The organism is Allobosea sp., assembly GCF_030695125.1.
Taxonomy (GTDB): domain Bacteria; phylum Pseudomonadota; class Alphaproteobacteria; order Rhizobiales; family Beijerinckiaceae; genus Allobosea.
The window spans coordinates 49,564-75,573 of the sequence record NZ_JAUYTP010000018.1; the positions used below are offsets into that span (position 1 = coordinate 49,564).

Below are 26,010 nucleotides of genomic sequence, written 5' to 3' on the forward strand. Positions count from 1 at the left end.
GAAGATACGAGCATAGGACGATCTTGTCGGCAAGCTATTTCACGTGCATGAAATAGCGGCGACGAATGGAGCCTTCATGAGCAGCCCTGCCGCCACGCCGTCCGCCCCGCAGGTCGATGAGGAGATCGGGGCCGGCCTGCGCCGCCTCAGGCGCGAGCGCAGCCTGTCGCTGGTCGACCTGGCGGCCCGCACCAATCTCTCGATCGGCTTCCTCAGCCAGATCGAGCGCGGCAAATCCTCGCCGACGCTGCGGGCGCTCGCCAGCATGGCGGACGCGCTCGGGGTGGGGATCGGCGATCTGTTTCCCCAGACCGGCGTCGTCGGCGACCAGACCGCGACGATCGTGCGCGGGGGGGCTCGCAGCGCATTGCAACTCTGGCGCTCGGGCATTCGCAAGCAGTTGCTCACCCCTCATACCGAGGGCTCGAAGCTGAGCCTCTATCTCGTCGAGATGGAACGCGGCGCGAGCACCGGCGACGAACTCTACACCCATGGCGGCGAGGAGGCCGGGCTGGTGATGAGCGGCGCGATGGCCCTTCGCGTCGAAAGCGAAAGCTGGACGCTGCTGGAGGGCGACAGCTTCCGTTTCCTGTCCTCTCGACCGCATCGCTTTTCCAATGCGGCAGACGGCGAGACGCGGGTTCTGTGGGTCAATTGTCTGTAGGCCCGCCGGCTGGTGCCGGAGGGCCGGAGGGCCGGAGGGCTGCGTTTTGCCCTCGCGCGAGCGCCGTGTCTGAAGGCTCCGGCCTGTGCGGCCTCTCTATGGGTCCGCGCGTCAATGGGCGAGCAGGACCGGCAGGCGCAGTTCGGCGAGGACGCTCTTGGTCGCCCCGCCGAGGACGAAATCCCGCAGGCGGGAATGGCCGAAACCGCCCATGGCGAGCATCTGCGCGCCGGCTGCGAGGGCGGCCTCCTGCAGGGCCACGGCGATGGTTCTGGCGCCGAGCGTGATGTTGCTCGCCGTGGCGTTCACACCGCGCGCCTGCAGGGACGATGTCAGCGCGCCTGCGATATCGGCGCCCTGCAGCGTCTTCTCGTCGGTGACCGTCAGGACCGTGACGCGACCGCCAGGGGCCAGCAGGGTCAGCGCATCCCCCAAGGCGCGCGCGGCGACGCGGCTGCCGTCCCAGGCGATCGCGAGGTGATCGAGGCTCGCCAGCTTCGCCGAGGCCGGCACCAGAACCGCCGGGCGGCCCGAGCCGAAGATCACGCCTTGCGCGATGTCCTGTGCCCCGTAGGCTTCATTGGCCCAGGGCAGCACGGACAGGTCGAAATAGCGCGCCTGTGCGGCAGCCGCGTCGGGCTCCGCCCCCATCGCCACCTTCCGGGTCTTGAAACCCAGTTCGATTTTCGCGCGGCAGGCGGCTTCGACGAGGCCCCGCAGCCGCTCGCATTCGGCGCTGCTCTTTTCTTCCGCGGCGCGAACCAGCCCGGGAATGTCGAGGAGCGCTCCGCCCAGCGGCGCATAGACCGGCGGCAGATCCACCGTGAAGGCCCCGACATGAAGGTTGCAGCGCAGCGCCGCTGCGAAGCCGGTCGCGGCGAGAATGGCCTCGTCCGCGACAACCTCGCCATAGGTCCCCAGAGGCATATAGGCCGTCCGCGTCATCGTCATCGTTTACGCTCCCGTCACTGTGCAGCGGCGATCGGGCGTATCCCGTCGGCCGGGATGAGGCGGCCCCGTTCTCGCGGACGCCGCCCCGTCGCGACATGAAAGCGGTCGCCGGGTCCGGTTTGTCTCGCGGCTCGGGGCCTTTTGGTCATCCAAGCGGAATTCTGGCTTGCGATGTGCGGCTCCGCCTTGCGTTTGATCAAATGGAAGGCGCCGCAGCCCGATTCCGGTGGCCGGACGTCGTCCCTGCTCAGCTGATGCCGGCGCGATTTGCGGGATGGGCGATCCGTCGCGGCCGTGGCGCACTGCGACCGTCCGGGTGTTCTGACGAGGCTCGACCGGATAAGGCTGACCCGCCGCCCTCGCGGCGGTCGAATGGTAGCGGGAGAGGGACTCGAACCCCCGACACGCGGATTATGATTCCGCTGCTCTAACCAGCTGAGCTACCCCGCCCCACGAGCGGGTCACCGCGAAGCGGTGGCCCGTGAGAGGCCGCGATATAGGGGGGTGGGCCTATGCTCGTCAAGCCTTCGTCGCGGCAAGTTTGCGCAGGCGCACAACCTTGAAATAACCGGAGCCGACATGGGCGGTCTCGTAGCGCCCTGTCTTCGCGGCCCAGCCGGTCAGCCGGCTGACCTTGAAGTCGGAGCTCCAGCCGACGGCGCGGGCCAGCGGAGCCAGAGCGGTCCAAAAGGCCGCGAAGGGGCCGCCATCGTCGACGAGGCGGCTCGAGATCACGATCTCGCCGCCGGGCTTCAGCACCCGGTCCATCTCGGTCAGGGCCTGCTCGGGGTCAGGCACCAGGGTGATGACGAATTGCGCGGTCACGGCGTCGAAGGCCTCGTCGGCGAAACCGAGCCGGCAGGCATCCATCACCATCAGCCCGCGCACATGCGACAGGCCCTGGCTCGCGACCTTGCGGTTGGCGACCTTGAGCATGTCGAGCGAGAGGTCGGCGCCGACGACGCGGGAGCCCGGGGTGAAATAGGGCAGGGTCAGGCCGGTGCCGACGCCGATCTCGAGGATGTCGGGCCCGCAGGCGCAGGCCGCGGCGACGGCCTCGCGCTGCGGCCCGGCCAGCAGGTTCTGGTAGATCCGGTCATAGATGCGCGCCCAGACGGCATAGACGCGCTTCTGGCTTTCGAGATGGTCTGGCACCGGCATGGAACGGCTCGCGAGCAGGATGGACGAAGATGAGCCGGGCGGCCGGCGTCAGGAGAGGGCGAGGTCGGCGACGGGCCTCGCCTGCGGCATCCGCAATTCGGGACGGATGATGGTGCCCCCGCCGAGCACGCGGGCGCCGGGGGCGGCATCGGCATAGATCACGCAGGCCTGGCCGGGCGAGACGCCCTCTTCGTCGGTGGCGAGCTCGACCTTGAGCCCGGCCGCGTCGCGCAAGAGCCGCGCCTCGCGGGGCGGGCGCGTCGAGCGCACGCGCACGGCGACGTCGAGGCCTTCCGGCGGCAGGTCCTCGAGCGGCACGTCGCCGAGCCAGTTGAGATCGCGCAGCCGGACCTCGCGGACATTCAGCGCCTCGCGCGGGCCGACGATGACGCGGGCCTCGTCGGCGTCGAGCCGCAGGACATAGAGTGGCTCCGGCGTGCTCAGGCCCAGGCCCTTGCGCTGGCCGACGGTGAAGCGCAGCACGCCCTCGTGGCGGCCGAGCACCCGGCCGTCGAGATGGACGATCTCGCCCGGCCGCGCCGCGCCCGGCTTCAGCCGCTCGATCACGTCGGCATAGCGGCCATTGGGGACGAAGCAGATGTCCTGGCTGTCGGGCTTGTCGGCGATGCCGAGCCCGAGTTCGGCGGCGAGAGCGCGGGTCTGCGCCTTGTCGATATGGCCGAGCGGGAAACGCAGTAGGTCAAGCTGCTCCTGCGTCGTGGCATAGAGGAAGTAGCTCTGGTCGCGGCTGGCGTCGGCCGCTCGGAACAGGCCGCGATGGCCGTTGGGTAGTTCGCGCGAGACGACATAGTGGCCCGTCGCCAGCGCCTCGGCGCCGAGCTCGCGGGCGAGCCCGAGCAGATCCTGGAACTTCACGGTGCGGTTGCACTCGACGCAGGGGATCGGCGTCTCGCCGGCGAGGTAGCTCTCGGCGAAGCGCTCGATCACGGCGTCGCGGAAGCGGCTTTCGTAATCGAGCACATAATGGGGGATGCCGATCTGCTCGGCGACGCGGCGCGCATCATGAATGTCCTGGCCGGCGCAGCAGGACCCGGCGCGGTGGACGGCGGCGCCGTGGTCGTAGAGCTGCAGCGTCACGCCGACGACGTCGTAGCCCTCGCGCTTCAGCAGCGCTGCCACGACCGAGGAATCGACGCCGCCCGACATCGCCGCGACGACGCGTGTGCCTGCGGGCGGCTTGGCGATGTCGAGGGAGTTGCGGGGCGTCGTCATGGAATGCTGCGGTTCTGCGGCGTGAAGGCGGGCCATAGGCGGGTCTATACCGGCTTTGGGGCGCCGCTGCCAGCCGCGATGGGCAAAACCTGCCGCCCGCCCGGGTCAGTGCGGCTGTTCTTGCCGCCATCTGGGGCCCGGCTTATGCCTTAAGCTTCTGAAATAATTGGAAATCATGTCTGGCTCGGCCCTTGCTGGAGAGTGCTGGGCGCCTCGTGCCCCCTGTTGCGGACGAAACAATGTCGATTCAGCCAGTGTTGAGTTCCCCGCCTCCTGCGGACACCGTCAGCCAGCGCCGGCCTTCCGCCGAGCGCGATGACGGCTCGGCGCGGGAGAGCTTCGCCCTGCCGCCGGCAGAGCCCGTTCGGGAGAATGCGACGTCCGTCCGCGAGGCGCGGAAGGACGCCGCCTCTCAGTCCGGCGAAGCGCGTCGTGAGGCCGGCGAGACACGGCGCGCGGCCGACGCTGCTGCGGCCACGGAAGACGCGGCCGAAACGCAGACCAAGAGCCAGGCGAGTTCAGCCGACACCGGCGCGAAGGCGCAGGCCCCGGCGTCCGGCAAACCCGGCGGAGCGGTGGGCGACAGCGTCGCCAGCGCGTCTCCCCAGGCCTCACCGGCCCCGTCGAATCTCGACATCGCGGCCCTGGTCAGCATTGCGGCCGCCGCCGAGGGCGAAAATCTGCCGACGCAGTCTGGCGAAGCCACTCAATCTGTGGGCGAGAAGCCTGTCGGCACGCAGGTCAAGGACGGGGCCGATGCTCTGTCCGCGGCCCTGCCGGAGACGGTGAGCGTCGACGTCGCAATCGCACCGCTCGACCCCATCGCTGCGGCGCAGACGCCGTCCGCGCCGGTCGTGGCCCTGCCGATCGACGTGGCGCTCGCGGTCAACGTGCCCGCTACCGAAGGAGAAGGCGAAGGCGATTGGCTCGCCGGCAAGGCGCAATCCACGCCAGGCGTAGTGGTGATCCCGGCTGCGGCTGGGCCCGAGACGGCCGACGCCGACGGCTCCGATGCGGCCGGGTCCATGCCGGTGCTGCCGGGGCAGTCCGGCGCGACAGGCGCTGCCGCAGCGGGCGCGACCGCCACGGCCGAGCCGGCATCCGGGATCCCGTCCCCGACCGGTGCGTCGGCCATCCCTGCGACCCTGGCCGCGATCTCGGCTGCGACCTTGTCGGTCACCGGCGACGCCGGGCAGCCGGCCAAGACCGGCGCCGTGGCCAAGGGCGGCGAAGAGGCCGCCAAGCTGCAAGGCGGCGCGACCCCGGCGCCGGGACCCGCCGCGCCGGAGCCCAAATCCCTCGAGACCTTCGAGCAGGCGCTCAACGCTGTCGACCTGTCGGCGGGCAACGCCCAGGGGGCTGCGCGGCCCGACCCCCTGCGCCTGATGACGACGCAAGAGCCGATGGCCGCCCAGCCCGGCGCCCCGCAAGGTCAGGCGACGGCGGCGAGCCAGCCGACCCCGCTGCATGTGCTGCCGATCGAGATCGGTCTGCGGGCGCTCGCCGGGGCCCGCCAGTTCGAGATCAGGCTCGACCCCGGCGAACTCGGGCGTGTCGATGTCAGCCTCTCGATCTCCGAGTCCGGCGAAGTCAGCGCCAAGATGGTTGTCGACCGCGTCGAGACGCTGCATCTGCTGCAGCGCGACGCCCGCACGCTCGAGCGGGCCTTCGAACAGGCCGGGCTGAAACCCTCCGATGCCGGTGTCGACATCTCGCTGCGCGATCCCGCCGACCAGTCGGGCTTCCGGCAGAACCGGCAGCAGGACGAGGCGTCGCAGCAGCGGCGTGGCCCCGTCACGGGTTCCGAGACCGACGAAAACACATCCATTCCCGCGCTGTCTGCGCCGCTACGCCGCTTCGTGCGGCTCGGCGGCGTCGATATGAGCGTCTGACCAGAGGAGGAGCGCCATGGCCGTCTCCAACACCACCGGCACCACGAGCAATGCCGCCGCCTCATCGGCGAGCAGCAGCACCACCGCCACCGGCGGCGCCGCGATCGCGCAGAACTTCGACCAGTTCCTGAGCCTGCTGACCACGCAGCTCAAGAACCAGTCGCCGCTCGATCCGCTCGACACCAACCAGTTCACGGCGCAGCTCGTCCAGTTCGCCGGAGTCGAGCAGCAGCTCAAGACAAACGAGACGCTGACGTCGCTGCTCAGCCTCAATTCGGCGGGAACGGCGACGAGCGCGGTCGGCTTCATCGGCTCGACCATCACCGCCGACGGCGCCACGACTCGTCTGGAAAAGGGCAAGGCCGAGTGGCAGGTCAACGTGCCGCGCGGCGGCGCCGCGACGATCACGATCAAGGATTCGAAGGGCAGCGTCGTGCAGACGCTGACCAAGACCCTCGTCGCGGGCGACCAGTCCTATAAATGGGACGGCAAGACCTCGACCGCCCAGACGGCGGCCGACGGCGAGTACACGATCACGATCGACGCCAAGGACAACGCCGGGGCCGCGATGACGGCGACGACGAAGATCGCCGGCGTCGTCGACGGCGTCGATTTCACCGGTTCGATCCCGACCCTGAAGATCGGCGCGATCAGCGTTCCGATCGACAAGGTCAAGAGCGTCGTCCGGACGAATTGAGGCGAATCAGCGATGCCGACAGCCAGTTGCTTTGCCTTAGGCAATTCTTAAAGCGGCGGGCCTATGCTCAGCACAAGTAGCTCTGTTGAGTTGTGTGAGTGTACCATGAGCGAGCCTTTGCGACCGCGGGTGAAATACGTGATCGGGCCGGACGGCAGTCCGCTGACGATCGCTGATCTCCCGCCCATGAATACCCGCCGCTGGGTGATCCGGCGCAAGGCAGAGGTCGTCGCCGCCGTGCGCGGGGGCCTTCTGAGTCTTGAAGAGGCCTGCCAGCGCTACACGCTGACAGTCGATGAATTCCTGAGCTGGCAGATGTCGATCGACCAGCATGGCCTCGCCGGCCTGCGAACCACGCGCATCCAGCACTATCGCCAGTAGTCCCGCCTGCACGCTTTTGCAGCCGTTCGAGGCGCCGGTCCCCAGGGTCCGGCGCCTTTTTCGTTGGTAGTTGCGCCCGTCCGAGGGCCCAGAGCGGCGCCCTGGCGAAGGCCGGGGCGGACAATCTTTCGCGGCCGCTCGGCAAAAATTAACCAGACGCTAACCACGCACCGGGAAAAACTTGCCTAGTGACCCGCATCCCGGCGCGGGCGAGGCGACTTTGTGAAACGGATAGCGGTGTGAGCGGCATCGTCCAACAGTTCTCGCGTTTCGGAGCACCGCGCCTTGCGGCGATGCTCGCGGTGACGCTCGCGCTCGTCGGCTTCTTCGGCTTCGTCATGATGCGCATGTCCCAGCCGGCGATGAGCGTGCTGTTTTCTGATCTTTCGCAGCAGGATGTCAGCGCGATCCTCAAGGATCTCGACACGCGCGGCGTCAAATACGAGTTGCGCGCCGACGGCCAGACCATCCTGGTGGACAAGACCGTGGTGCCGCGGCTGCGGCTGGACCTCGCCAGCAAGGGCATCCCGGCCGGCGGCGGCGTCGGCTATGAGATCTTCGACAAGGGCGACGCCTTCTCGTCGACCAGTTTCGTCCAGAACATCAATCATTTGCGTGCGCTCGAGGGCGAGCTTTCGCGCACCATCCGGTCGATCAGCCGGGTCCAGGCCGCGCGCGTCCATCTCGTTATCCCTGAGAAGCGGCTGTTCGAGCGCGACCGGGAGCCGCCGCGCGCCTCGATCGCGCTCAAGCTCGCCGGCGATCTCGACGCGGCTCAGGTGCGCGCGGTGCGCCACCTCGTCTCCTCGGCCGTGGATGGGCTCAAGCCTGAGCGCGTGTCGATCGTCGACGAGCGTGGGCGCCTGCTCGCGGACGGCGCGCAGTCCGACAATGGCGTGGCCGGCCTCGGCATCGAGGAGCGCCAGGTTGGGATCGAAAAGCGGCTCAAACTCCAGATCGAGGACATCGTCGCCAGCATCGTCGGCCATGGCCGGGCTCGCGTGCAGGTTTCCGCTGCCTTGGACAGCAACCGGGTCGAAAGCCGGTCGGAGACGTTCGATCCCGAGAGCCGGGTCGTTCGCTCGAGCCAGAACCGCACGGAAGCCTCGACGACCACGGAAGGCGGCGGCGGCGTGACGGTCGGCAACGAGCTGCCCGGTGCGCAGCCGGGGCAGGGCGGCAATGCCGCGCCCAAGGACGCCACGCAGAAGAACGAGGAGGTCGTCAATTACGAGATCTCCCGCACCACCCGCACCGAGGTGCTCGAAGGCGGCCGGGTCAAGAAGCTCTCGGTCGCCGTGCTCGTCGACGGCACCTACACGCGCACGCCCAATGGCGAGGTGACCTATCAGCCGCGCAGCGCCGAGGAACTCGAGCGGATCGGCCAGCTGGTGCGGACGGCGGTCGGCTTCGACGATGGGCGCGGCGACAAGATCGAGGTCGTCAATCTGCGCTTCGCGGAGGCGCCGCCGGCCGTGACGGAGCTGGTCGAGCAGAGCCTGGTGCAACAGCTCCTGTCCTTCACCAAGGAGGATCTGGTGCGGTTCGCCGAGCTCGGCGTGATCGCACTGCTGACGCTGATCGTCCTGATGGTGGTGGTGCGCCCGCTGCTCAAGCAGGTGCTGGCGCCGGATCCGGGCGTGGCGCGGGCGTTGCCGATGTTCATGCGCAACGGCGTGGCGATCGCCGGGCCCGAGACCACCGGCGATCCGGCGGGAACGCGCACGCTCGCCGCGGTCGGCGACAGCGACGGGGTTCAGGTCGACATGCCGTCCGAGCGGATGCTCGCCGTCGCTCAGATCAAGGGGCAGCTCAAGGCGCAGTCGGTCGAAAAGATCGGCAAGATGGTTTCGCAGAATCCGGCCGACAGCGTCGCCGTGCTGCGGACCTGGATCCACGAAAAAGCTCCGGCATGACGGGGCTCTGAACCATGGCAGAAGCACGTTCCATCGCCACCCGAAACTCCGGCGACTCCATCGAGGGCGGCGGCGGCGGCGTCACCAACATCGACGAGATGACCGGCCCGCAGCGCGCGGCCGTGATCCTGCTCGTGCTTGGCGAGGAGCACGGCAAGACGATCTGGTCGGAGTTCGACGACGAGGAAATCCGCATCATCACCCGGGCGATGGCGGAGCTCGGCACGGTCGATTCCGACGACGTCGAACGGCTGATGCTCGACTTCGTCGGGAAATTGTCGAGCGCCGGCGCCGTTACCGGCTCGTTCGACCGCACGATTTCGCTGCTTGAGAAGATTCTGCCGACCGATCAGGTCGCGATGATCATGGAGGAGATCCGTGGTCCGGCCGGCCGCAACATGTGGCAGAAGCTCGGCAACATCGACGCTGTGGTGCTCGCCAACTTCCTCAAGAACGAATACCCGCAGACGATCGCGGTGATCTTGTCGAAGATCCGGGCCGATCATGCGGCCAATGTCCTGCGCAATCTGCCCAATGATCTCTCGATCGAGGTCGTCGGCCGGATGCTGAGGCTGGAGGGTGTGCAGAAGGAAGCGCTCGACCATATCGAGAACACGCTGCGGACCGAGTTCGTCGCGACCCTTACCCAGACGCGTCGCCGCGATCCCCATGAAATGATGGCGGAAATCTTCAACGGATTCGACCGGCAGACGGAAATGCGCTTCCTGTCGGCGCTGGACGCCTCCAATCAGGAATCGGCCGAGCGCATCCGGGCGCTGATGTTCACCTTCGAGGATCTGGGCAAGCTCGACCCCGCGGGGCTGCAGACGCTGATGCGCCAGATCGACAAGGACACGCTGGCCCGCGCGCTCAAGGGGGCCAGCGAGACGATGCGGGACTTCTTCTTCAGCGCCATGTCGCAGCGCGCCGTCAAGAACATGCAGGACGACATGCAGGGACTCGGCCCCTTGCGCCTCAAGGAGGTCGACGAGGCGCAGACCAAGCTGGTCACGCTGACAAAGGACCTGGCCGACAAGGGCGAGATCGTGCTGTCCAAGGGCAATTCGGAAGACGAACTGGTCTATTGATGATGAGCACCGCCCAGAAATTTACGTTCGGCACCGATTTCCGTGAAGGGGGACGGCGCGCCGCGGGTGAGGCCGACGTCGCGGCCGCACGCGCCGAGGGCGTGGCCGCCGGCCGCGAGCAGGGCCGGCGCGAGGCTGAAATGCAGCTGAACGGGCTTGTGGCGCAACTGGCGCGGGCTGCCGAGCGGCTGGTCACGCAGCAGGCCGTCCATGCCGCCGAGGTCGAGGCACAGGCGGCCTATGTCGCCATCGTCGCCGCCAAGGCGCTGGCCGGAGCGGCCTTGAACGAGCGTCCGGCCGCGGCTCTCGAAAGCGGTCTGCGCGAATGCCTCGGCCATGCGCGCCTGGCGCCCCATCTGGTCATGCGCGTCAACGACGGCGCCGTCGAAGCGGCGGAAGGACTGGTCAAGCGCCTGGTCCAGGAAATGGGCTTCGCCGGTCGCGTCGTGGTGCTGGGCGACCCCGACATCGCGGCCGGCGACGGCCGCATCGAATGGGCCGATGGCGGTTTCGCCATCGAGTCGGAACGTCTGGCGCAACTGGTCGATCAGGCCGTTGCGACGATGTTTCCGGGCTTCCGGCCCCCAGCGAGTGAGGACGACAGATGAGCGCGGACAACGATCTCAAGCTGCCGCCCCTGAACCCGGCGGACCTGTCCTTCGACCACAACGACAGTTCGGTGGCGCGGTCGGGGCCGATCCCGGTCAAGACGGCCGAGGATCTCGAGCAGGTCTTCGACGTGCCGGTCAACGTTTCTGCGGTGCTGGGTTCGTCCAAGATCGCGATCGGCGATCTGCTCCAGATCGTGCCTGGAGCCGTGCTCGAGCTCGACCGGCGCGTCGGCGAGGCCATCGACATCTTCGTCAACGAGCGCCTGGTGGCGCGCGGCGAGGTCGTCGTGGTCGAGGACCGGCTCGGCGTCACCATGACCGAAATCATCAAGGCCGACCGGTGATGCCCGGCCCGCTCGTCACGCATTCACGCAGAAAGGCCTGAGCCATGCGCCTCATCATTGCCGGCGGTCTCAAGGGGCAACTCATCGCGGCCGCCAAGATCGCGATCGCCCATGGCGCCAACGTCACCCATACCGAAAGCCTCGATCAGACCCTGGCCGTTCTGCGCGCCAAGGGCGCCGACCTGCTCATGGTCGAAGTGACGCTGCCGGTGGCGCAGTTCGTCGCGGCGCTCGAGGCCGAGCGCATCCGCACGCCGATCGTCGCCTGCGGCACCTCGACCGATGCGCGCGCCGCTGTCGCCGCGATCCAGGCGGGCGCGCGCGAATATGTGCCGCTGCCGCCCGACCCGGAACTGATCGCGGCCGTGCTGGAAGCCGTCGCGGCCGACCAGTCGAGCCTGATCTGGAAGGATCCGGCGATGGAGCGGGTCGTGCAGCTCGCCGCGCAGATCGCGCGCTCGGATGCGCCGGTGCTGGTGACCGGCGAGAGCGGCACCGGCAAGGAGGTGATCGCGCGTCACCTGCACCAGAAATCGCTGCGCAAGGACAAGCCTTTCGTCGCCGTCAACTGTGCGGCCATCCCCGACAACCTGCTCGAATCCGAGCTGTTCGGGCATGAAAAGGGCGCCTTCACCGGCGCGATCGCGCGTCGGATCGGCAAGTTCGAGGAGGCCAATGGCGGCACGCTGCTGCTGGACGAAGTGTCCGAGATGGATGTCCGCCTCCAGGCGAAGCTGCTGCGCGCCCTGCAGGAGCGGATGATCGACCGCGTCGGCGGCACGACGCCGGTCAAGGTCGATCTGCGCATCATCGCCACGTCGAACCGCAATCTCGGCGATGCGGTCCGCGAGGGCTCGTTCCGCGAGGACCTGTTCTACCGTCTCAACGTCGTGCATCTGCGCCTGCCGGCGCTGCGCGAGCGGCCGGGCGACATCCTGGCGCTTGCCGACCATTTCGCCCGCAAATACGCCGAGCTCAACGGCATGCCGCTGCGACCGATCGCGACCGATGCCCGCAAGCTGCTGTTGACGAACAGCTGGCGCGGCAATGTCCGCGAGCTCGAGAACACGATCCATCGTGCGGTGCTGCTGGCAAAGGGCGCCGAGATCGGCGCCGAGGCCGTGATGACGCCCGAGGGCGAGACGCTGGGACCGGCCTCGGGACGCGACACGGCCGCGCGCGCCGCGCAGACGGCGGAGGCCATGACGCGCTCGCTGGTCGGCCACACCGTCGCCGATGTCGAGCGCGAGCTGATTCTCGACACGCTCGACCATGTGCTGGGCAACCGCACGCATGCGGCCAAGATCCTGGGGATCTCGATCCGCACGTTGCGCAACAAGCTCAGCGAATACACATCCGCTGGCATCGCGGTCGCCGAGCCGGGTCAGGCGCGCGTCAACGCGCTCTGATCCGTCTCCCGCCGCTCAGTAATAGCGCCGACGGTAGCGCGGGCGGGCATAGTAACGCGGCCGGGCGTAATAGCGGGGACGCGCATAGACGCGCGGGCGGGCATAATACCGGGGCCGGGCGTAATAGCGCGGCCGGCTGTAATAGTACTGGCTGAACTCCGCATCGGTCTTGTCCAGCCCCTCGGCGAGTTCGGCGTTAACCGTCTCGTCGTCACGCGTGGGACCGTGTTCCGGCGCCGGGGTCGGCGTTGGCACCGGCTGGGCCGCCTGGGCCGCGGCCATGCCTCCGAGGCTTGCTGCGGCGAGGCCGCCAATCAGTGTCGCGATGAATGAACGTCTGTCCACGGCGTCCTCCGAGTCTGTTGGGTTGCTGAGCTTACCTTACGTTCATAACCTGACAACCGCGCTCCCGGGTAATGCATATGAAGGATGCGCGGTTGCGTCGGCTGCCTTTCCGATCCGGTCGTCGGCGCCGCCAGGGATGGTGGCGCCGACAAGTCGATCAGCGCACGATCACGCGACGGCGCACGACGGGGCCGCGACGGCGGCCGTAATAGGCCCGCGGACGGCGACGGACGATCACGCGCTGGCGGACGACCGGCCGGCCATAGGGGCCGCGGCGGCGAATGACCCGCTCGCGCACCACCACCTGGTTGAAGTCGGCGTCGGCCTTGTCGAGGCCGGCCTTGGTGGCGGCATCGAGGTCGCCCGGCGCGATCGGGGCGGTCACCGGGCCCTGCTCGGCGGCGTGGGACAGGGCGATTCCACCCAGGCTGGCCGCGGCCAGGCCACCGAAAATGCTCATTACGAACGAACGTCTATCCAAAATCATTCTCCAGTATTTCTGGTTCTTGGAACCGATGATCCCCACGCACCCAGGGAGCGTTCCAAATGCGGCCCGAGAGCGGCCATTGGATAACGGTCTGTTCAGGAAAGGGTTCCGACACCGGATTTTTTGCCCGTCTTAACCACTCGTTCACCATAAGCCCGGCAAGAATTGCCGGGTTGCGCATGGTTTTTCGCGCAGGGAGCGGGCTGGTCGATGAGCGATGTAACGGCTGGCCCGGGTGACGGCTTCGACATGAGCCGCGGCGCGATGGGGAAACTCCTCAACCGCCCGGATCTGTTCCTCGCCATCGGCGTCATGGGCATCCTCGTGGTGCTCATCTTCCCGCTGCCCGCGCTGCTGCTGGACATGCTGCTGGCGCTGTCGATCATCCTCTCGGTGCTGGTGCTGATGACGGCGCTGTTCATCGAGGAGCCGCTCGAGTTCTCGGCCTTCCCGACGGTCCTGCTGATCGTCACGATGCTGCGGCTGTCGCTGAACCTCGCCTCGACGCGCCTGATCCTGGCCCATGGCCATGAAGGCAGCGCGGCGGCCGGCCATGTCATCGAAGCCTTCGGCAATTTCGTGATGGGCGGCAATTTCGTGATCGGGGTGATCGTCTTCACCATCCTGATCATCGTCAATTTCGTCGTCATCACGAAGGGCTCGGGCCGTATCGCCGAAGTCGCGGCGCGGTTTGCGCTCGACGCCATGCCCGGCAAGCAGATGGCGATCGACGCCGATCTCGGCGCCGGCCTGATCGACCAGGACACCGCCAAGACCCGCCGCAAGGCGCTGGAGGACGAGGCCAACTTCTTCGGCTCGATGGACGGCGCCTCGAAATTCGTGCGCGGCGACGCCATTGCGGGCCTGCTGATCACCTTCATCAACGTGCTGGGCGGCATCATCATCGGCGTCGCGCAGCAGGGCATGAGCTTCGGCGATGCGGCGCGCGCCTACACGCAGCTGACCGTCGGCGACGGTCTCGTCAGCCAGATCCCGGCGCTGATCGTCTCGACCGCGGCGGGCCTGCTCGTCTCGAAATCGGGCGTGCGCGGCGCCGCCGACAAGGCACTCGGCAAGCAGCTCTCGGGCTATCCGAAGGCACTCGGCATGTCCGCGGCGGTGATGGCGCTGCTCGCGATCCTGCCCGGCATTCCGATGGTGCCCTTCCTGGGGCTGGCGCTCGGCGCAGCCTGGCTCGCCCGGCATTTCGGCCAGCTCGCCAAGGCCAAGGAGGTCGAGGTCGCCGATGCGGCCCAGGCCGCCTCGCCCCTCCAGGCCGATGGCTCGCCCAAGGAGGAGACGCTCAACGACCTGCTCAAGCTCGACGAGCTCAAGATCGAGATCGGCTACGGCCTGCTGCCGCTGGTCAATTCGGCAGGCGGTCAGGACCGCCTGACCGACCAGGTGCGGGCGCTGCGCCGGCAGCTCGCGGCCGAACTCGGCTTCGTCATGCCGGCGGTGCGCATCGTCGACAACGTCCAGCTCGAGGCGAACCACTACTACATCAAGATCAAGGAGATCGATGCCGGCCATGGTGTCGTCTATGCCGGGCAATACATGGCGATGGACCCGATGGGCGGCAGCGTGAACCTGCCCGGCCACAACGTCCTGGAGCCGACCTTCGGCCTGCCCGCGACCTGGATCGACGGCGCCTTGCAGGACGAGGCGCAATTGCGCGGCTTCACCGTCGTCGATGCGGCCACCGTGATCTCGACGCATCTCACCGAGGTGCTGAAATCGCATATGCCGGAGCTGCTCTCGCATGGCGAGGTCCAGAAGCTGCTGCGCGAGCTGCCCAAGGACCATGCCGATCTCGTCAAGGAGATCGTGCCGAGCCAGATTTCGACGACCGGCATCCAGCGCGTGCTGCAACTCCTGCTGTCGGAGCGGATCTCGATCCGCGACCTCGCCACCATCATCGAGGGCATCGCCGAGGCCGCAGGCGGCCTCAAGAACCCCCGCGATATCGCCGAGCATGTTCGGATGCGGCTGTCCCGCCAGATCTGCGCCCAGTTCTCGAACATGCAGGGCAACCTGCCGATCATCACGCTCTCGCCGGCCTGGGAAAGCGTCTTCGCGGAATCGATCATCGGGCAGGGCGAGGACCGCCATCTCGCGATGCAACCCTCCCGCCTGCAGGAATTCGTGCATCAGGTCCGCGAGAAGTTCGAGGATGCCGCCCGCATCGGCGAGATGCCGGCGCTCGTCACCTCGGGCATGGCACGGCCCTTCGTGCGCCAGATCGTCGAGCGCTTCCGGCGCGAGACGCCGGTGCTGTCGCAGGCCGAGATCCACCCGCGCGTCCGGTTGAAGACGGTCGGCACGGTCTGAAGCGGCCCGCTATCGCCCTTTTCCACGGGTGAGGGATGACCGCGGCGCAATGGTCACCCCTCCCGGGTGTCGCTAAGCCGGCCCGATGTCCCGGAATGCGCTTTACTTCGTCGCCATGTGCCTCGTCTGGGGGCTCACCTTCCTGCCGGTGAAGATCGCGGCGGAGCATGTGCCACCGATCTTCTTCGCCGCCGCCCGCTTCGTCATCGCCGGCCCGCTGCTGCTGGCCTGGGCCGGGCGCGACGCCTTGCGCGTGCCGGCCGCCGCCCGCTGGCGCCTCCTGGGCACGGCGATGCTGGTCAACACCGCCTGCTACGCCCTGGTGTTCTGGGGCGCGGCCCATGCCCCGACGGGCCTGGCCGCGATCGTCAACCTCGCCTCGATCCCGATCTGGTCGCTGCTGGCCAGCCGCCTGGTCGAGGGCACGCCCATCACGGGCCGCCAGGTCGCCGCGGTTTGCCTCGGGCTCTTCGGGCTGTGCTTCCTGTTCTGGACGCGGGCAGCCGGGGGGCTGGATGCGGCCGCACGCGACCCGCTGGAACTCTGGGGGCTGGCCTCGGTCGCGCTGGGCACGCTGTCCTACTGCACGGGCGCGGTGCTGACGCGGGCGATCGCGCCGGCGATCCCGACCCTGGCGCTGGCGGGCTGGCAGTCGACCATCGGGGCGGCGGGGCTGGTGGCGCTGTCGCTGGCGATCGAGCCGGTCACGCTGCACCATGTCGCCGCGCTGGCGTCCTGGCCCACGGCGCAGGCGCTCGGCTTCATCATCGTGGCGGGATCGCTGATCGGCTACACGGTCTATCTGCGGCTGCTGCGCGACTGGGGCGCGTTCCGGGCCGGGCTCTACGCCTTCGTCAGCCCGGTGATCGCGGTGGCGGCGGGCGTCGTGGTGCTGGCCGAGCCGTTCGGCTGGGCCGAAGGGTTCGGCGCCGTCTTGATGTTCGGCGCGGCGGCGATCGCGCTCAGGCGCTGAGGCGCGCCGTCAGGGCGGCGGCGGGGTTCGGCTGTTGCGCGTGAGCTGGCTGCGCTCGAAGGCGAGCACGACCGGCAGCGACAGCACCAGCGGGATGATCAGGTAGAACATCCGCCAGACCAAGAGGGCGGCGAATACCGCCGGGGCCGGCATGCCCGGCATCACCGCCAGGAACACCGCCTCCATGACGCCGACGCCGCCGGGCACCTGGCTGAGCAGCCCCGCCGAGAAGGACAAGAGGAAGGCGCCGAGCACGATCATGAAGCCGGGATTGCCCTGTTCGGGCAACGCGAAATAGATGATGCCGGCGGCGCCGGCGAGTTCGATCGGCGCGGCGAGATACTGCCGCGCGACGATCCGCAGGCGCGGATAGACCAGCTCGAACTTGCCGATCCGGACCGCCCGGAAGCCGAGCCAGGAGCCGATGGTGTAGAGCGCCACGAAGGCGAGCATGCCGGCGCCGATCAGCCGCGCCGTGCCGTCGCCGATGGCAAACCAGCTCGACAGCCTGCCGAGCGGGCGCAGGATCTCCGGCTCATAGAGCAGGACGAGGCCCATCAGCAGGATCGTGCCGAAGGCGAAGGTGAAGGAGCACAAAGCCACCAGCACCGCGACCTCGCCGGCGTTGAGGCCCTTGGCGGTGTAGGCGCGGTAGCGCACCATGCCGCCCGAAAACACCGAGGCGCCGATGTTGTGCGACAGCGCATAGGTGACGAAGGAGCAGACCGAGATGTAAATCCAGGAGATGCCCTTCTCCTTGCCGAGATGGAGCAGGGCGATGCGGTCATACCAGGCGAGCGCGGCATAGGCGACGAGCGTCGCCAGGCCGGCATGGAAGAAGGCGTCGCCGGGAATGACGGCGATCTTCTGGCCGATCCGGCTGGCGACGATGCGCAGATTGTCCCAGAGGCTGCCCTGCGCGAGCAGCGCCTCGATGGCGGCGTCGGTGCCGGCCTCGGCCTTGAGCTTTTCCCAGAGCAGGTCGACCGACCAGACGACCGCGACAAGGCCGATGATCGGCCAGAGATAGTCGAGATAGCGTTTCATGGGACCCGCGGGCTGCGTGGAGCTTGGGACAGGACGCGCGAACACCGGGGTGCGATGGCCACCGCTGGCGCCTCTGTGCCAGCGGGGCCAGCGAAGGGCAAGCGGCGTCGACCTCGCCGCGCTCTTTCCGTCGTCGGCACGCATCCCCATACTGCGCCTCCCCAACGGCCCACCCCTTCCGCAGATCGTCCATGACCCAGACCCTGACCATCAGCCTCACCGGCACCACCGACCTGCCGCCCGGCAAGATCGCCGCCATCGTCACCTCGCTGGAGATGCGCGCCCGCCCGCCCGAGCGGCCCGACCCGCCGGGGCTCGAGGGGTTTGCGCTGGAGCGGATCGGCGCGGACGAGCTCGACCGCTATCTCGCCATGTACCGGCGGCTGGGCGAGCGCTGGATGTGGTTCAGCCGGCTGGTCAAGCCCCGCGCCGAGGTCGCGGCGATCCTCGCCGACGCGAACGTCGAAACCTACATGGTCCGCCGCGAGGGCGCCGATTGGGGCCTGCTCGAACTGGATTTCCGGGTGGCGGGTGAGGCGGAGCTCGCCTTCTTCGGCCTCGACGAGGCGGTGGTGGGGAAAGGAGCCGGGCGCTGGCTGATGAACCGGGCGCTCGCGCTGGCCTGGGCGAAGCCGATCGCGCGCTTCTGGGTCCACACCTGCACGCTCGACCACCCGTCCGCGCCGGAGTTCTATCAGCGCTCGGGGTTTTCGGTGTTCAAGCGGGGGGTGGAGGTCGATGACGATCCGCGGCTCGAGGGGCAGATGCCGCGCGATTGCGCGCCGCATCATCCGGTGGTTGGGTAGGTGGATGGAGGCTCGGATGATGGCGATTGGGTCAGCTTTGGACCCGTTGGGGACATCGGCGATCCCATCCTACCGGCTGATGGCAACGGCGGGTTCGCCGCAGGAGTCTGGACGAGGGACAACGGATATCGTCTGCCCCACTGCGACGCTGCCGGTCCCTACGTTGACTTCGGTTCGGCAAGCTACCGAATAACCGTTCTCCATCCGCGCGAACTCGATCCAAGCTCGTGTGCCGCCTTTCATCCGTTGAAATGACAGGATGGTGCCGGGGACATACGGCATCGTTTCAAGGCGATGCCGGTTGCGCTGCTCGCGCCAGATCATACCGCCAAACAGCAAGCCTGCGCCCAAAAGGACAATGATGGTGTAACCGAACGCGGCTTTCGTGTTCAAATTCACGACGCAACCCTCTGCGCTCATCTCATTATGCAAAGGCTAAGGGCGGGACTCTTAAAAACCCTTGCGACCGCTTTCCAATGCCCGCTTCCGACCCGTAGCGGACTTTGGTTTCGTGATGCGCGTTGATCCTTCCACCCGAACAAAAAAGCCCGCCGGACACCCCGGCGGGCCTTTCAAATTCACAACCTCAAACCCCGCTCACGCCCTCGGGCGCAGGCCGATCGAGTCCATCATCGCCTGGTCGCGCGCCGCTTCGGCGGCGCGCTCGGTCGCCTTCTCGCGGTCGTCGAGGATCTCGACCTTCTTCATGTCCTCGAACGCCTCCTGCAATTCGGCCTTGGCCTCGTCGAGCTGGCCTTTGAGGTTGTCGGCCGATTGGCGCAGGTTGTCGCGGCGGCCCAGCGCCGCCTTGGCATAGGTCGGATAGGCGAAATGGGCGGGGTCGGAAATGCCGGCCCGGGCTTCCTCGCTCTGGATCTCGCGGTCCAGATCGGTCGCCATGCGGTGAAAATCCGCGATCATCATCTCGATCTGGCTTACCCGGCGACGCTTTTCGTCCACCTGGAAGCGCTTGAGACGCAGCAATGTGTCTCGCGACTTCATGTCGGTTCCAACTCCTGATTACGCATCGGGCGTGCACCGACCCCTCAGTGCGCGCCCGCAACTCCATCCCGCGAGACAAAAAGCACAATGGCGCAAGGAGGTTGACCGTTCCTTACCGAAAACCGCCGCATTCGATGCATGGCGCGGTCGCGCCGATGCTGCTGACGCAGGGCGGCGGGGCGGTCTAGTAACGGGCGGCCGGGGAGCGGGCTCGCCGCTCGCGCCCGACCGTGGAACGCCTGCCTTGCCTGCCATTCTGCCCGTCTTCTCGCGCCTTCCGCCGCATGGGCTGCTGATCTGCGGCCTCGTCGTCACCCGCATCATCGGCTGGGGCACGACCTTCTATGCGCTGTCGGTGCTGGCGCGCGACATCCAGCGCGATCTCTCGCTCGACGTCACCCTGGTCTATGGCGGCATCACGCTCCTGCTGCTGACCGGGGCGGCGCTCGGCCCCGCCATCGGCAAGAGGCTCGACGTCGAGGGCACGCGCGGCGCGATGTGCATCGGCGCGGTCGCCTGCGCCGTCGGGCTCGGTCTGCTGGCGCTGGCGCAGGGGCCGGTGAGCTATCTCGCGGCCTGGGTCGTCATCGGCATCGGGCACGCCTTCTCGCTGGCCAATGTCGGCAGCGTCACGGTCGCGCAGCTGATGGGCGAGCGGACGCGGCGCGTCATCGGGCTGATGATGCTGGCCACGGGCCTGTCCTCGACGGTGTTCTGGCCGCTGACGGCGGTGCTGGCGGAGGCCTATGGCTGGCGGGCGACCTGGGTCGTCTTCGCGGCGCTGCAGATCGTCATCGTGCTGCCGATCTATGCGATGATCCCGCGTCTGGCGCCCGTGGCTGGGCCGAGCGCGACGCCTGCGGCGTCGTCAGACAGCGCGGCTGACGGCGGTCGGGTTGCGGTGGCGCAGCGCCGGGGGGCGTTCTGGCTGGTGGCCTTGGTGTTCTCGGCGAGCGGGCTGGTCTCCTGGGGGCTGCCGCTGCATCTGATCGACCTGATGCGCCAGGCCGGCATCGGCGCGACCGAGGCCGTCGGCATCGCCGCGCTGAGCGGGCCCGCGACGCTGCTGGCGCGGCTCGTCGATGCGACGGTCGGGGACCGGTTCCCGGTCGAGCAGACGGCTCTGGCCGGTTTGCTGCTGGGGCCCTTGTCGCTGATGCTTCTGGTCTGGGCGCCTGGGGTGCCGCTGGCGGCGGCGGCTTTCGTGATCTGCTTCAGCGCGGCGATGGGCGTGATCTCGGTGGCGCGCGCGACCTTGCCGCTGGCGCTGTTCGGCCGCGGCGGGATCGGCGCCCTGCTGGGTCGACTGACCGTGCCGCAGAATATCGCCTTCGCCGCCTCGCCCCTGCTGTTTGCGGCGATGATCGCGCATGTCGGGCGGGATTGGGCGCTGATCGCCTCGGCCGCCATCCAGATCGTCGCGGTCGTGGCGATGCTGGCGCTGCTGCGCCTGCTGGCGCGGGGCTGAGGCCTCAGCCGTTCATGATGGTCGCGAGCCTGGTGTAGCACTCCGCCAGCGGGGTCGCGTCGTCCTTGGCCTGCTTGAGGAAGCCCTCGAGTGCGGGGTTCAGCCTGATCGCCTCGTCGACCTCGGCCGAGGCGCCCTGGCGATAGGCGCCGAGCCGAATCAGCTCCTCCATGTCGGCATAGGTCGCCAGCGTTGCGCGGGCCTTCTGGACGACCGGATAGAAGGAGGGGTCGCAGGAGCGCGGCATGGTGCGCGAGACGGATTTAAGGATGTTGATCGCCGGATAGCGGCCGCGCTCGGCAATCGAGCGCTCCATCACGATATGGCCGTCGAGAATGCCGCGCACGGCGTCGGCCACCGGCTCGTCATGGTCGCCGCCATCGACCAGCACGGTGAAGAGCCCGGTGATCGCGCCGTCGCCGATGCCGGGGCCGGCGCGCTCGAGCAGGCGCGGCAATTCGGCGAAGACGGTCGGCGTATAGCCCTTGGTGGTCGGCGGTTCGCCGGCGGCCAGGCCGATCTCGCGCATCGCCATGGCAAAGCGCGTCACCGAATCCATCAGGCACATCACCTGCAGACCCTGGTCACGGAAATATTCGGCGATGGTCAGCGTCGTCATGGCGGCCTGCTTGCGCATCAGCGCCGGCTCGTCGGAGGTCGCGACGACGACGACCGAGCGCGCCAGGCCCTCGGGGCCGAGATCGTCCTGCAGGAACTCCTGGACCTCGCGGCCACGCTCGCCAACGAGGCCGATGACGTTGACGTCGGCGCGGGCATAACGCGCGAGCATCGAGAGCAGCACCGATTTGCCGACGCCCGAACCGGCGAAGATGCCCATGCGCTGGCCGAGGCAGCAAGTCAGGAAGGCGTTGAGCGCGCGCACGCCGAGATCGAGCGGCTTGCCGACGCGGCGGCGCGAATGGGCGGGCGGCGGGTCGTTGCGGAAGGTGTAGAGCGCCTCGCCCTGGGGCAAAGGCGGGCCGCCATCGACGGGGCGGCCGAGCGCATCGACGACGCGGCCGAGCCAGGCGGAGGTCGGCTTGAGGCCCGGCGCCGCCTTGTCGATATAGGCCGGGCAGCCGCGGCGCACGCCGTCGAGCCCGCCATAGGGCATCACCAGCGCCCGGTCGCCCGAAAAGCCGATGACCTCGCAGGGCACGCGGGTTCCCGGCGCGATCTCGATGCCGATGCGGCCGCCCAGGCTCATGGCGCCGATCGGCCCGGCGATTTCGACCAGCAGCCCGCGCACCGCGATGACACGACCGTAGACGGTGACGGGGTCGAGCCCCGCAATCGTCGCGGCGAGGGCGGAGAGGCGATCCTGACCATGGGCGGGGCTGTTCATGACCGCCTCCGTAAACCTTTCAGGCGCCGCTGCGCCAGTGCGGAGCCGCGCGCCGCGCCGCTATCGTCTCACCGATTTGAGCGGTGGCTGCAAGGTTGGCAGCCGCCGGCTCTGGCTCAGGGGGCGATCGGGCGGGCTGTCCGGTCGCTGCGCCGGGGACCTTCGCGAGGGGTGCAAAACCCGTCGCATTTGAGTCGGATTGTCTGTGGACAGAGAAGAGAGCCGAAAGGAGCCCAACCCTAGGCCGGTGCGGTCACATAATGGAACCGCTCGATGATCCTGGCGCTGGCGCTATTCACCCTGGGGGCCTGTGCCGGCCTCATGTATGACGGCGTCTCGCGGGCGATCATGCTGATCATGGCGATCCTGCTGCTGTTCGTCTCCTGGGTGCTGTTCAGCGAGGTCGACATCTTCAGCTTCTTCATCTTCGCTGGCCATCTGCTCGCCCTGAGCTCGGGCTATCTGACCGGCCTCTACATCCAGCGCCGGTCGCCCTGACCGGCGGCTCGCGGCGGACGATCGGTGGATGGGGACATCGCCGACGAAACCGCGCAAGCGACGCAGTCCGTTTACCCTTCATTAAGCCGAGTGATTAACACTGTGTTTCGAGACCGCCATGCAGCGCGGGGTCATTTCGACCCGGTTCCGCACGGCAGTCTTCGCGAAAGGCAATTTCGCGGGCGAATGGCGAAGCGATCCGTGTCAAATTCGACTCACCCCGGCAAGGATCGTCGTCTTTCTCCCAGGAAGCGCTTGCGCACGGGAATCACGGTTTGTTAACCACTTCCCCGTAGCGTGTCGCGTGGCGTTTCATCAGGCAAGTACGTCGTCGTCCAGGACCGTGGGGGTTCGGACGAGATGAGCGGTCAGCTTGCCTGCGGGCGAAATTGGGGACGTGAACATGCGGGTTCTGCTGATCGAGGACGATAGCGCAACCGCTCAGAGCATCGAACTCATGCTCAAATCGGAAAGCTTCAACGTCTACACCACCGATCTCGGTGAGGAAGGCGTGGATCTCGGCAAGCTCTACGATTACGACATCATTCTGCTCGACTTGAACCTGCCCGACATGTCCGGCTACGAGGTCCTGCGCAGCTTGCGCGTCGCCAAGGTCAAGACGCCGATCCTGATCCTGTCGGGGCTTGCCGGCATCGAGGACAAGGTCAAGGGCCTGGGCTTTGGCGCCGACGACTACCTGACCAAGCCGTTTCACAAGGACGAGTTGGTCGCCCGCATCCACGCGATCGTGCGCCGCTCCAAGGGCCATGCCCAGTCGGTCATCACGACGGGCGATCTCGTCGTCAATCTCGACACCAAGACCGTCGAGGTCGATGCCGCCCGCGTCCACCTCACCGGCAAGGAATACCAGATGCTGGAGCTGCTCTCGCTCCGCAAGGGTACGACGCTGACCAAGGAAATGTTCCTGAACCACCTCTATGGCGGCATGGACGAGCCCGAGCTGAAGATCATCGACGTGTTCATCTGCAAGCTGCGCAAGAAGCTCGCGAATGCGTCCGACGGCAAGAACTACATCGAGACGGTCTGGGGCCGCGGCTATGTGCTGCGCGAGCCGTCAGAAGTCGAGGAACGCATCCCGGCCTAAATCCGGCCCGCGACCGTCACGCGGCGGTCACGTTTCGATGCGAGACAGAATGCGGCCTGATCGTCGGATGTACACGACAGGTTGACGGGGACCCCGCCGAGAGGCGGGGTTTTTGTTTGGCGACTGCCTTGATGCAACGTTGGCGGGCAGGGTGTCTGGAGGCTGATTGCGCCGCGGGAATGGCCGGCTGGCCTCAGAAGCGGCTGCCGCCGGCGGCCCGGACCGGCTCGACCGGCAGGCTGATCGCCGCCGGCTGGGCCTGGATGCAGTCCCTGCTGCGAAAAATGCCGCGATGCTGCCGGTCGGGGACGATGACCGTGGAAATCCCGACGACCGTTTCAGCCGCGCCGAGCAGGACGGCGCCCTGAGGCGCCAGGCGCGGGGCAATGGCCTCGAACGCCTTGGCCTTGGTCGGGAGGTCGAAATAGATCAGCACATTGCGGCAGAAGATCACGTCGAACTGGCCGAGATGGCCGCTGGGTTCGAGCAGATTATGCCGTTTCAGCTCGACCATGGCGCGCAGCCGTTCGGACACCTGCCACTTGTCGCCATTCTGCTGGAAGTGCTTCAGGAGCATCTGGATCGGCAAGCCGCGCTGGATCTCGAACTGGCTGTAGATGCCGTCGCGGGCCCGCTCGAGCACCTCGCCCGAGATGTCGGTGCCGACGATCTGGACTTTCCAGCCGGCCAGGCGGGGCGCCATCTCGTCCAGGATCATGGCCACCGAATAGGCTTCCTGCCCGGTCGAGACGGCGGCGCACCAGATCCGGAGGGAGCGGGTCGCCGCATTCAGGGCAAGCCGCTCGGGCAGGATGACATTGCGAAACAGCTCGAACGGCGTCTGGTCGCGGAAGAACAGTGTCTCGTTGGTCGTCATCGCCTCGATGACGGCGTTTTCCAGCGCCGCGTCGGTGCCCGGCCGCAGCATCTGGACGAGGGTGGCGAGCCCGTCGATCCCGCGCCGACGGCACAGGATGCCGAGCCGGCTTTCGGCGAGGTAGCGTTTTTCAGGGCTGAGCGAGAGGCCCGAGCGCAGGTGCAGCAGCAGCCGCAGGAAGTTGAAATCGGCCTCGGTCATGAGGGCTGCCCCGTGCGTACGAGGCTGCGGATCGCGCTGCCGATGTCATCCAGTGGAATGACGGTGCTGGCGTGCTGGGCGCGGACGACCGAACCGGGCATCCCCCAGATCGTGCTGCTCTGTTCGTCCTGCGCGATGACGGCCGCGCCCGCCCGGCGCAGCGCGCCGGCGCCCTCCGTCCCGTCCGCGCCCATGCCCGTCAGGACGAGGCCGAGCGCGGCGGGGCCGAGATGGCGCGCGGCATCGTTGAACAGGACGTCGACCGCGGGGCGGCAGAAGCGCACCGGCGGGCCATCGCCGATGCTCGCAGTGATATGGCCGAGCCGGCGGTCGATGCCGAGATGGCGGCCGCCCGGCGCGATATAGATCGTGCCGCGGACGAGCCGCTCGCCATCGAAGGGCTCGCGCGCCGGGATGCCGATATAGCTCGCGATCTGCTCGGCGAAGGACGCCGTGAAGAGCGGCGGCATATGCTGGACGATGATGGTCGTCAGGTCCTGCAGGCCGTCGCCGATGTCGAACAGCACCTTGGCGACCGCACGCGGGCCACCCGTAGAGGCGCCGATGACGAGATAGCGCGGCACGGCCGAAACGAGCTGGCGCAGGCTCGCGGGGCCGACCGGCGTGAAATCGACATCGATGTCGAGTGGCAGGCTGCCGGATCGGCCTCTGGCCTGGGCGATGTTGCCGAGCTTGAGCAGGAACTCGCTGCGGAAATCCAGCGACAGCGTCAGGCCGCTGCGGCTGTCGGGCTTGGAGACCACATCCATCGCGCCCTTCGTCATGCATTCGAGCGCGATGCGGGTGTTGCGTTCGGTCAGCGTGGTCGCGATCAGGACGCCGGTGTGAGGGCTTTCCCTGAGGATCTGGGGCAAAGCGGTCGCGCCATCGACGCCGGGCATGTCGAGGTCGAGGACCATCACGTCGGGCTTGAAGCGTCCGGCATGGGCGACGGCGGTTTCGCCGTCACCGGCCACGGCCACCAGGTGAAACTGTCCGCTCTCCCCGAGCCACCGGGCAAACAGGCCGCGCACGACAACCGAATCATCGGCGATCACCACGGTCCTGTGCCTCTGGGCGCCCGCCGGGGAGGAGATGTTCATGCGTCACACATACGGCGCGACGCGCGGGCAGGCGCATCGCCGGCCGATGCCGAGCGACCCGGCTGTTCGAAGAGC

Annotated in this window: 26 protein-coding genes and 1 tRNA gene; 15 read left to right on the forward strand and 12 right to left on the reverse strand. The window is 67.9% G+C overall.

The features are described 5' to 3' along the window. Window positions 1-76 precede the first annotated feature (76 nt). On the forward strand, window positions 77-664 hold the full coding sequence (locus Q8S38_RS05515; RefSeq protein ID WP_305679428.1) for a helix-turn-helix domain-containing protein: 588 nt from the start codon (window positions 77-79) through the stop codon (window positions 662-664). A 111-nt stretch (window positions 665-775) separates the two neighbouring features. Here the strand turns inward: Q8S38_RS05515 and Q8S38_RS05520 are convergent, their stop codons facing one another. The 4 genes from Q8S38_RS05520 to mnmA form a co-directional block, all read right to left on the reverse strand. Next, window positions 776-1,615 (reverse strand): universal stress protein, encoded by an 840-nt coding sequence (locus Q8S38_RS05520; protein ID WP_305679429.1) that lies wholly within the window; start codon window positions 1,613-1,615, stop codon window positions 776-778. A 373-nt stretch (window positions 1,616-1,988) separates the two neighbouring features. Further along, a tRNA-Met gene (locus Q8S38_RS05525) sits at window positions 1,989-2,065 on the reverse strand. Between the two features lie 69 nt (window positions 2,066-2,134). Beyond that, window positions 2,135-2,776 (reverse strand): class I SAM-dependent methyltransferase, encoded by a 642-nt coding sequence (locus Q8S38_RS05530; protein ID WP_305679430.1) that lies wholly within the window; start codon window positions 2,774-2,776, stop codon window positions 2,135-2,137. Window positions 2,777-2,824: 48 nt separating this feature from the next. Further along, entirely contained in the window at window positions 2,825-4,009 is a 1,185-nt protein-coding gene (gene mnmA, locus Q8S38_RS05535) for a tRNA 2-thiouridine(34) synthase MnmA (RefSeq protein ID WP_305679431.1), read from the reverse strand. Window positions 4,010-4,248: 239 nt separating this feature from the next. Here mnmA and Q8S38_RS05540 point away from each other — a divergent pair, with 239 nt between their 5' ends. The 8 genes from Q8S38_RS05540 to flbD all read left to right on the forward strand — a co-directional run bounded on the left by Q8S38_RS05540 (window position 4,249) and on the right by flbD (window position 12,347). Next, window positions 4,249-5,901: a flagellar hook-length control protein FliK gene (locus tag Q8S38_RS05540; RefSeq protein WP_305679432.1), complete on the forward strand. Its 1,653-nt coding sequence runs from the start codon at window positions 4,249-4,251 to the stop codon at window positions 5,899-5,901. Window positions 5,902-5,917: 16 nt separating this feature from the next. Next, window positions 5,918-6,598 carry a flagellar hook assembly protein FlgD gene (locus Q8S38_RS05545; protein ID WP_305679433.1) on the forward strand — a complete coding sequence of 227 codons (681 nt, stop codon included), beginning with the start codon at window positions 5,918-5,920 and terminating at the stop codon, window positions 6,596-6,598. A 105-nt stretch (window positions 6,599-6,703) separates the two neighbouring features. Then, window positions 6,704-6,979 carry a CtrA inhibitor SciP gene (sciP, locus tag Q8S38_RS05550; RefSeq protein ID WP_054144637.1) on the forward strand — a complete coding sequence of 92 codons (276 nt, stop codon included), beginning with the start codon at window positions 6,704-6,706 and terminating at the stop codon, window positions 6,977-6,979. 239 nt (window positions 6,980-7,218) lie between these two features. Beyond that, the gene (gene fliF, locus Q8S38_RS05555) at window positions 7,219-8,895 is read left to right on the forward strand and encodes a flagellar basal-body MS-ring/collar protein FliF (RefSeq protein WP_371125836.1); all 1,677 of its coding nucleotides are present in this window, start codon (window positions 7,219-7,221) and stop codon (window positions 8,893-8,895) included. Between the two features lie 14 nt (window positions 8,896-8,909). Next, the gene (fliG, locus tag Q8S38_RS05560; protein ID WP_371125837.1) at window positions 8,910-9,983 is read left to right on the forward strand and encodes a flagellar motor switch protein FliG; all 1,074 of its coding nucleotides are present in this window, start codon (window positions 8,910-8,912) and stop codon (window positions 9,981-9,983) included. Further along, window positions 9,983-10,591 carry a FliH/SctL family protein gene (locus Q8S38_RS05565; RefSeq protein WP_305679434.1) on the forward strand — a complete coding sequence of 203 codons (609 nt, stop codon included), beginning with the start codon at window positions 9,983-9,985 and terminating at the stop codon, window positions 10,589-10,591. Before fliG ends, Q8S38_RS05565 begins: the two co-directional genes overlap by 1 nt. Continuing rightward, window positions 10,588-10,938 carry a flagellar motor switch protein FliN gene (gene fliN, locus Q8S38_RS05570; RefSeq protein ID WP_305679435.1) on the forward strand — a complete coding sequence of 117 codons (351 nt, stop codon included), beginning with the start codon at window positions 10,588-10,590 and terminating at the stop codon, window positions 10,936-10,938. Before Q8S38_RS05565 ends, fliN begins: the two co-directional genes overlap by 4 nt. Window positions 10,939-10,982: 44 nt before the next feature. Beyond that, window positions 10,983-12,347, forward strand: coding sequence for a sigma-54-dependent transcriptional regulator FlbD (gene flbD / locus Q8S38_RS05575; RefSeq protein ID WP_305679436.1), 1,365 nt, complete (start codon window positions 10,983-10,985; stop codon window positions 12,345-12,347). Between the two features lie 15 nt (window positions 12,348-12,362). On the opposite strand, the gene Q8S38_RS05580 is transcribed toward flbD, so the two are convergent. After that, window positions 12,363-12,692 (reverse strand): hypothetical protein, encoded by a 330-nt coding sequence (locus Q8S38_RS05580; RefSeq protein ID WP_305679437.1) that lies wholly within the window; start codon window positions 12,690-12,692, stop codon window positions 12,363-12,365. 157 nt (window positions 12,693-12,849) lie between these two features. Next, window positions 12,850-13,152, reverse strand: coding sequence for a hypothetical protein (locus Q8S38_RS05585; RefSeq protein WP_305679438.1), 303 nt, complete (start codon window positions 13,150-13,152; stop codon window positions 12,850-12,852). A 276-nt stretch (window positions 13,153-13,428) separates the two neighbouring features. Here Q8S38_RS05585 and flhA point away from each other — a divergent pair, with 276 nt between their 5' ends. Further along, window positions 13,429-15,510, forward strand: a complete 2,082-nt coding sequence (gene flhA / locus Q8S38_RS05590) for a flagellar biosynthesis protein FlhA (protein ID WP_305679528.1) — start codon at window positions 13,429-13,431, stop codon at window positions 15,508-15,510. Between the two features lie 85 nt (window positions 15,511-15,595). Beyond that, the gene (locus Q8S38_RS05595; protein ID WP_305679439.1) at window positions 15,596-16,483 is read left to right on the forward strand and encodes a DMT family transporter; all 888 of its coding nucleotides are present in this window, start codon (window positions 15,596-15,598) and stop codon (window positions 16,481-16,483) included. Between the two features lie 9 nt (window positions 16,484-16,492). Here the strand turns inward: Q8S38_RS05595 and Q8S38_RS05600 are convergent, their stop codons facing one another. Continuing rightward, window positions 16,493-17,530, reverse strand: a complete 1,038-nt coding sequence (locus Q8S38_RS05600; RefSeq protein WP_305679440.1) for a lysylphosphatidylglycerol synthase transmembrane domain-containing protein — start codon at window positions 17,528-17,530, stop codon at window positions 16,493-16,495. Window positions 17,531-17,721: 191 nt separating this feature from the next. Between Q8S38_RS05600 and Q8S38_RS05605 the strand changes: the two genes are divergently transcribed. Then, window positions 17,722-18,336: a GNAT family N-acetyltransferase gene (locus Q8S38_RS05605; protein WP_305679441.1), complete on the forward strand. Its 615-nt coding sequence runs from the start codon at window positions 17,722-17,724 to the stop codon at window positions 18,334-18,336. A gap of 69 nt (window positions 18,337-18,405) precedes the next feature. Here Q8S38_RS05605 and Q8S38_RS05610 read toward each other — a convergent pair whose 3' ends face one another. Beyond that, window positions 18,406-18,735, reverse strand: coding sequence for a hypothetical protein (locus Q8S38_RS05610; protein WP_305679442.1), 330 nt, complete (start codon window positions 18,733-18,735; stop codon window positions 18,406-18,408). A gap of 198 nt (window positions 18,736-18,933) precedes the next feature. After that, window positions 18,934-19,338, reverse strand: a complete 405-nt coding sequence (gene fliJ / locus Q8S38_RS05615) for a flagellar export protein FliJ (RefSeq protein WP_054144646.1) — start codon at window positions 19,336-19,338, stop codon at window positions 18,934-18,936. A 244-nt stretch (window positions 19,339-19,582) separates the two neighbouring features. Here fliJ and Q8S38_RS05620 point away from each other — a divergent pair, with 244 nt between their 5' ends. After that, window positions 19,583-20,806 (forward strand): MFS transporter, encoded by a 1,224-nt coding sequence (locus Q8S38_RS05620; protein ID WP_305679443.1) that lies wholly within the window; start codon window positions 19,583-19,585, stop codon window positions 20,804-20,806. Window positions 20,807-20,810: 4 nt separating this feature from the next. Here Q8S38_RS05620 and fliI read toward each other — a convergent pair whose 3' ends face one another. Further along, the gene (fliI, locus tag Q8S38_RS05625) at window positions 20,811-22,151 is read right to left on the reverse strand and encodes a flagellar protein export ATPase FliI (RefSeq protein WP_305679444.1); all 1,341 of its coding nucleotides are present in this window, start codon (window positions 22,149-22,151) and stop codon (window positions 20,811-20,813) included. A 273-nt stretch (window positions 22,152-22,424) separates the two neighbouring features. On the opposite strand from fliI, the gene Q8S38_RS05630 reads away from it, so the two are divergent. Further along, window positions 22,425-22,649: a hypothetical protein gene (locus tag Q8S38_RS05630; RefSeq protein ID WP_305679445.1), complete on the forward strand. Its 225-nt coding sequence runs from the start codon at window positions 22,425-22,427 to the stop codon at window positions 22,647-22,649. Between the two features lie 403 nt (window positions 22,650-23,052). Beyond that, the gene (ctrA, locus tag Q8S38_RS05635) at window positions 23,053-23,754 is read left to right on the forward strand and encodes a response regulator transcription factor CtrA (protein ID WP_103873732.1); all 702 of its coding nucleotides are present in this window, start codon (window positions 23,053-23,055) and stop codon (window positions 23,752-23,754) included. A 193-nt stretch (window positions 23,755-23,947) separates the two neighbouring features. Here the strand turns inward: ctrA and Q8S38_RS05640 are convergent, their stop codons facing one another. Together Q8S38_RS05640 and cheB are read right to left on the reverse strand one after the other, a co-directional pair. After that, the gene (locus Q8S38_RS05640) at window positions 23,948-24,832 is read right to left on the reverse strand and encodes a CheR family methyltransferase (protein WP_305679446.1); all 885 of its coding nucleotides are present in this window, start codon (window positions 24,830-24,832) and stop codon (window positions 23,948-23,950) included. Beyond that, window positions 24,829-25,935 carry a chemotaxis-specific protein-glutamate methyltransferase CheB gene (cheB, locus tag Q8S38_RS05645; protein ID WP_305679447.1) on the reverse strand — a complete coding sequence of 369 codons (1,107 nt, stop codon included), beginning with the start codon at window positions 25,933-25,935 and terminating at the stop codon, window positions 24,829-24,831. Before cheB ends, Q8S38_RS05640 begins: the two co-directional genes overlap by 4 nt. Window positions 25,936-26,010: the final 75 nt, after the last annotated feature.

Bases quoted from the DNA above. Each gene is read 5' to 3' on its own strand.
- fliN (WP_305679435.1), top strand. From the start codon at position 10,588: ATGAGCGCGGACAACGATCTCAAGCTGCCGCCCCTGAACCCGGCGGAC.
- fliJ (WP_054144646.1), bottom strand. From the start codon at position 19,338: ATGAAGTCGCGAGACACATTGCTGCGTCTCAAGCGCTTCCAGGTGGAC.
- Q8S38_RS05640 (WP_305679446.1), bottom strand. From the start codon at position 24,832: ATGACCGAGGCCGATTTCAACTTCCTGCGGCTGCTGCTGCACCTGCGC.
- ctrA (WP_103873732.1), top strand. From the start codon at position 23,053: ATGCGGGTTCTGCTGATCGAGGACGATAGCGCAACCGCTCAGAGCATC.
- Q8S38_RS05565 (WP_305679434.1), top strand. From the start codon at position 9,983: ATGATGAGCACCGCCCAGAAATTTACGTTCGGCACCGATTTCCGTGAA.
- cheB (WP_305679447.1), bottom strand. From the start codon at position 25,935: ATGAACATCTCCTCCCCGGCGGGCGCCCAGAGGCACAGGACCGTGGTG.
- Q8S38_RS05630 (WP_305679445.1), top strand. From the start codon at position 22,425: ATGATCCTGGCGCTGGCGCTATTCACCCTGGGGGCCTGTGCCGGCCTC.
- Q8S38_RS05540 (WP_305679432.1), top strand. From the start codon at position 4,249: ATGTCGATTCAGCCAGTGTTGAGTTCCCCGCCTCCTGCGGACACCGTC.
- sciP (WP_054144637.1), top strand. From the start codon at position 6,704: ATGAGCGAGCCTTTGCGACCGCGGGTGAAATACGTGATCGGGCCGGAC.
- fliG (WP_371125837.1), top strand. From the start codon at position 8,910: ATGGCAGAAGCACGTTCCATCGCCACCCGAAACTCCGGCGACTCCATC.
- Q8S38_RS05520 (WP_305679429.1), bottom strand. From the start codon at position 1,615: ATGACGATGACGCGGACGGCCTATATGCCTCTGGGGACCTATGGCGAG.
- flhA (WP_305679528.1), top strand. From the start codon at position 13,429: ATGAGCCGCGGCGCGATGGGGAAACTCCTCAACCGCCCGGATCTGTTC.
- Q8S38_RS05585 (WP_305679438.1), bottom strand. From the start codon at position 13,152: ATGAGCATTTTCGGTGGCCTGGCCGCGGCCAGCCTGGGTGGAATCGCC.
- Q8S38_RS05600 (WP_305679440.1), bottom strand. From the start codon at position 17,530: ATGAAACGCTATCTCGACTATCTCTGGCCGATCATCGGCCTTGTCGCG.
- Q8S38_RS05515 (WP_305679428.1), top strand. From the start codon at position 77: ATGAGCAGCCCTGCCGCCACGCCGTCCGCCCCGCAGGTCGATGAGGAG.
- mnmA (WP_305679431.1), bottom strand. From the start codon at position 4,009: ATGACGACGCCCCGCAACTCCCTCGACATCGCCAAGCCGCCCGCAGGC.
- fliI (WP_305679444.1), bottom strand. From the start codon at position 22,151: ATGAACAGCCCCGCCCATGGTCAGGATCGCCTCTCCGCCCTCGCCGCG.
- flbD (WP_305679436.1), top strand. From the start codon at position 10,983: ATGCGCCTCATCATTGCCGGCGGTCTCAAGGGGCAACTCATCGCGGCC.
- Q8S38_RS05595 (WP_305679439.1), top strand. From the start codon at position 15,596: ATGTCCCGGAATGCGCTTTACTTCGTCGCCATGTGCCTCGTCTGGGGG.
- Q8S38_RS05605 (WP_305679441.1), top strand. From the start codon at position 17,722: ATGACCCAGACCCTGACCATCAGCCTCACCGGCACCACCGACCTGCCG.
- Q8S38_RS05530 (WP_305679430.1), bottom strand. From the start codon at position 2,776: ATGCCGGTGCCAGACCATCTCGAAAGCCAGAAGCGCGTCTATGCCGTC.
- Q8S38_RS05545 (WP_305679433.1), top strand. From the start codon at position 5,918: ATGGCCGTCTCCAACACCACCGGCACCACGAGCAATGCCGCCGCCTCA.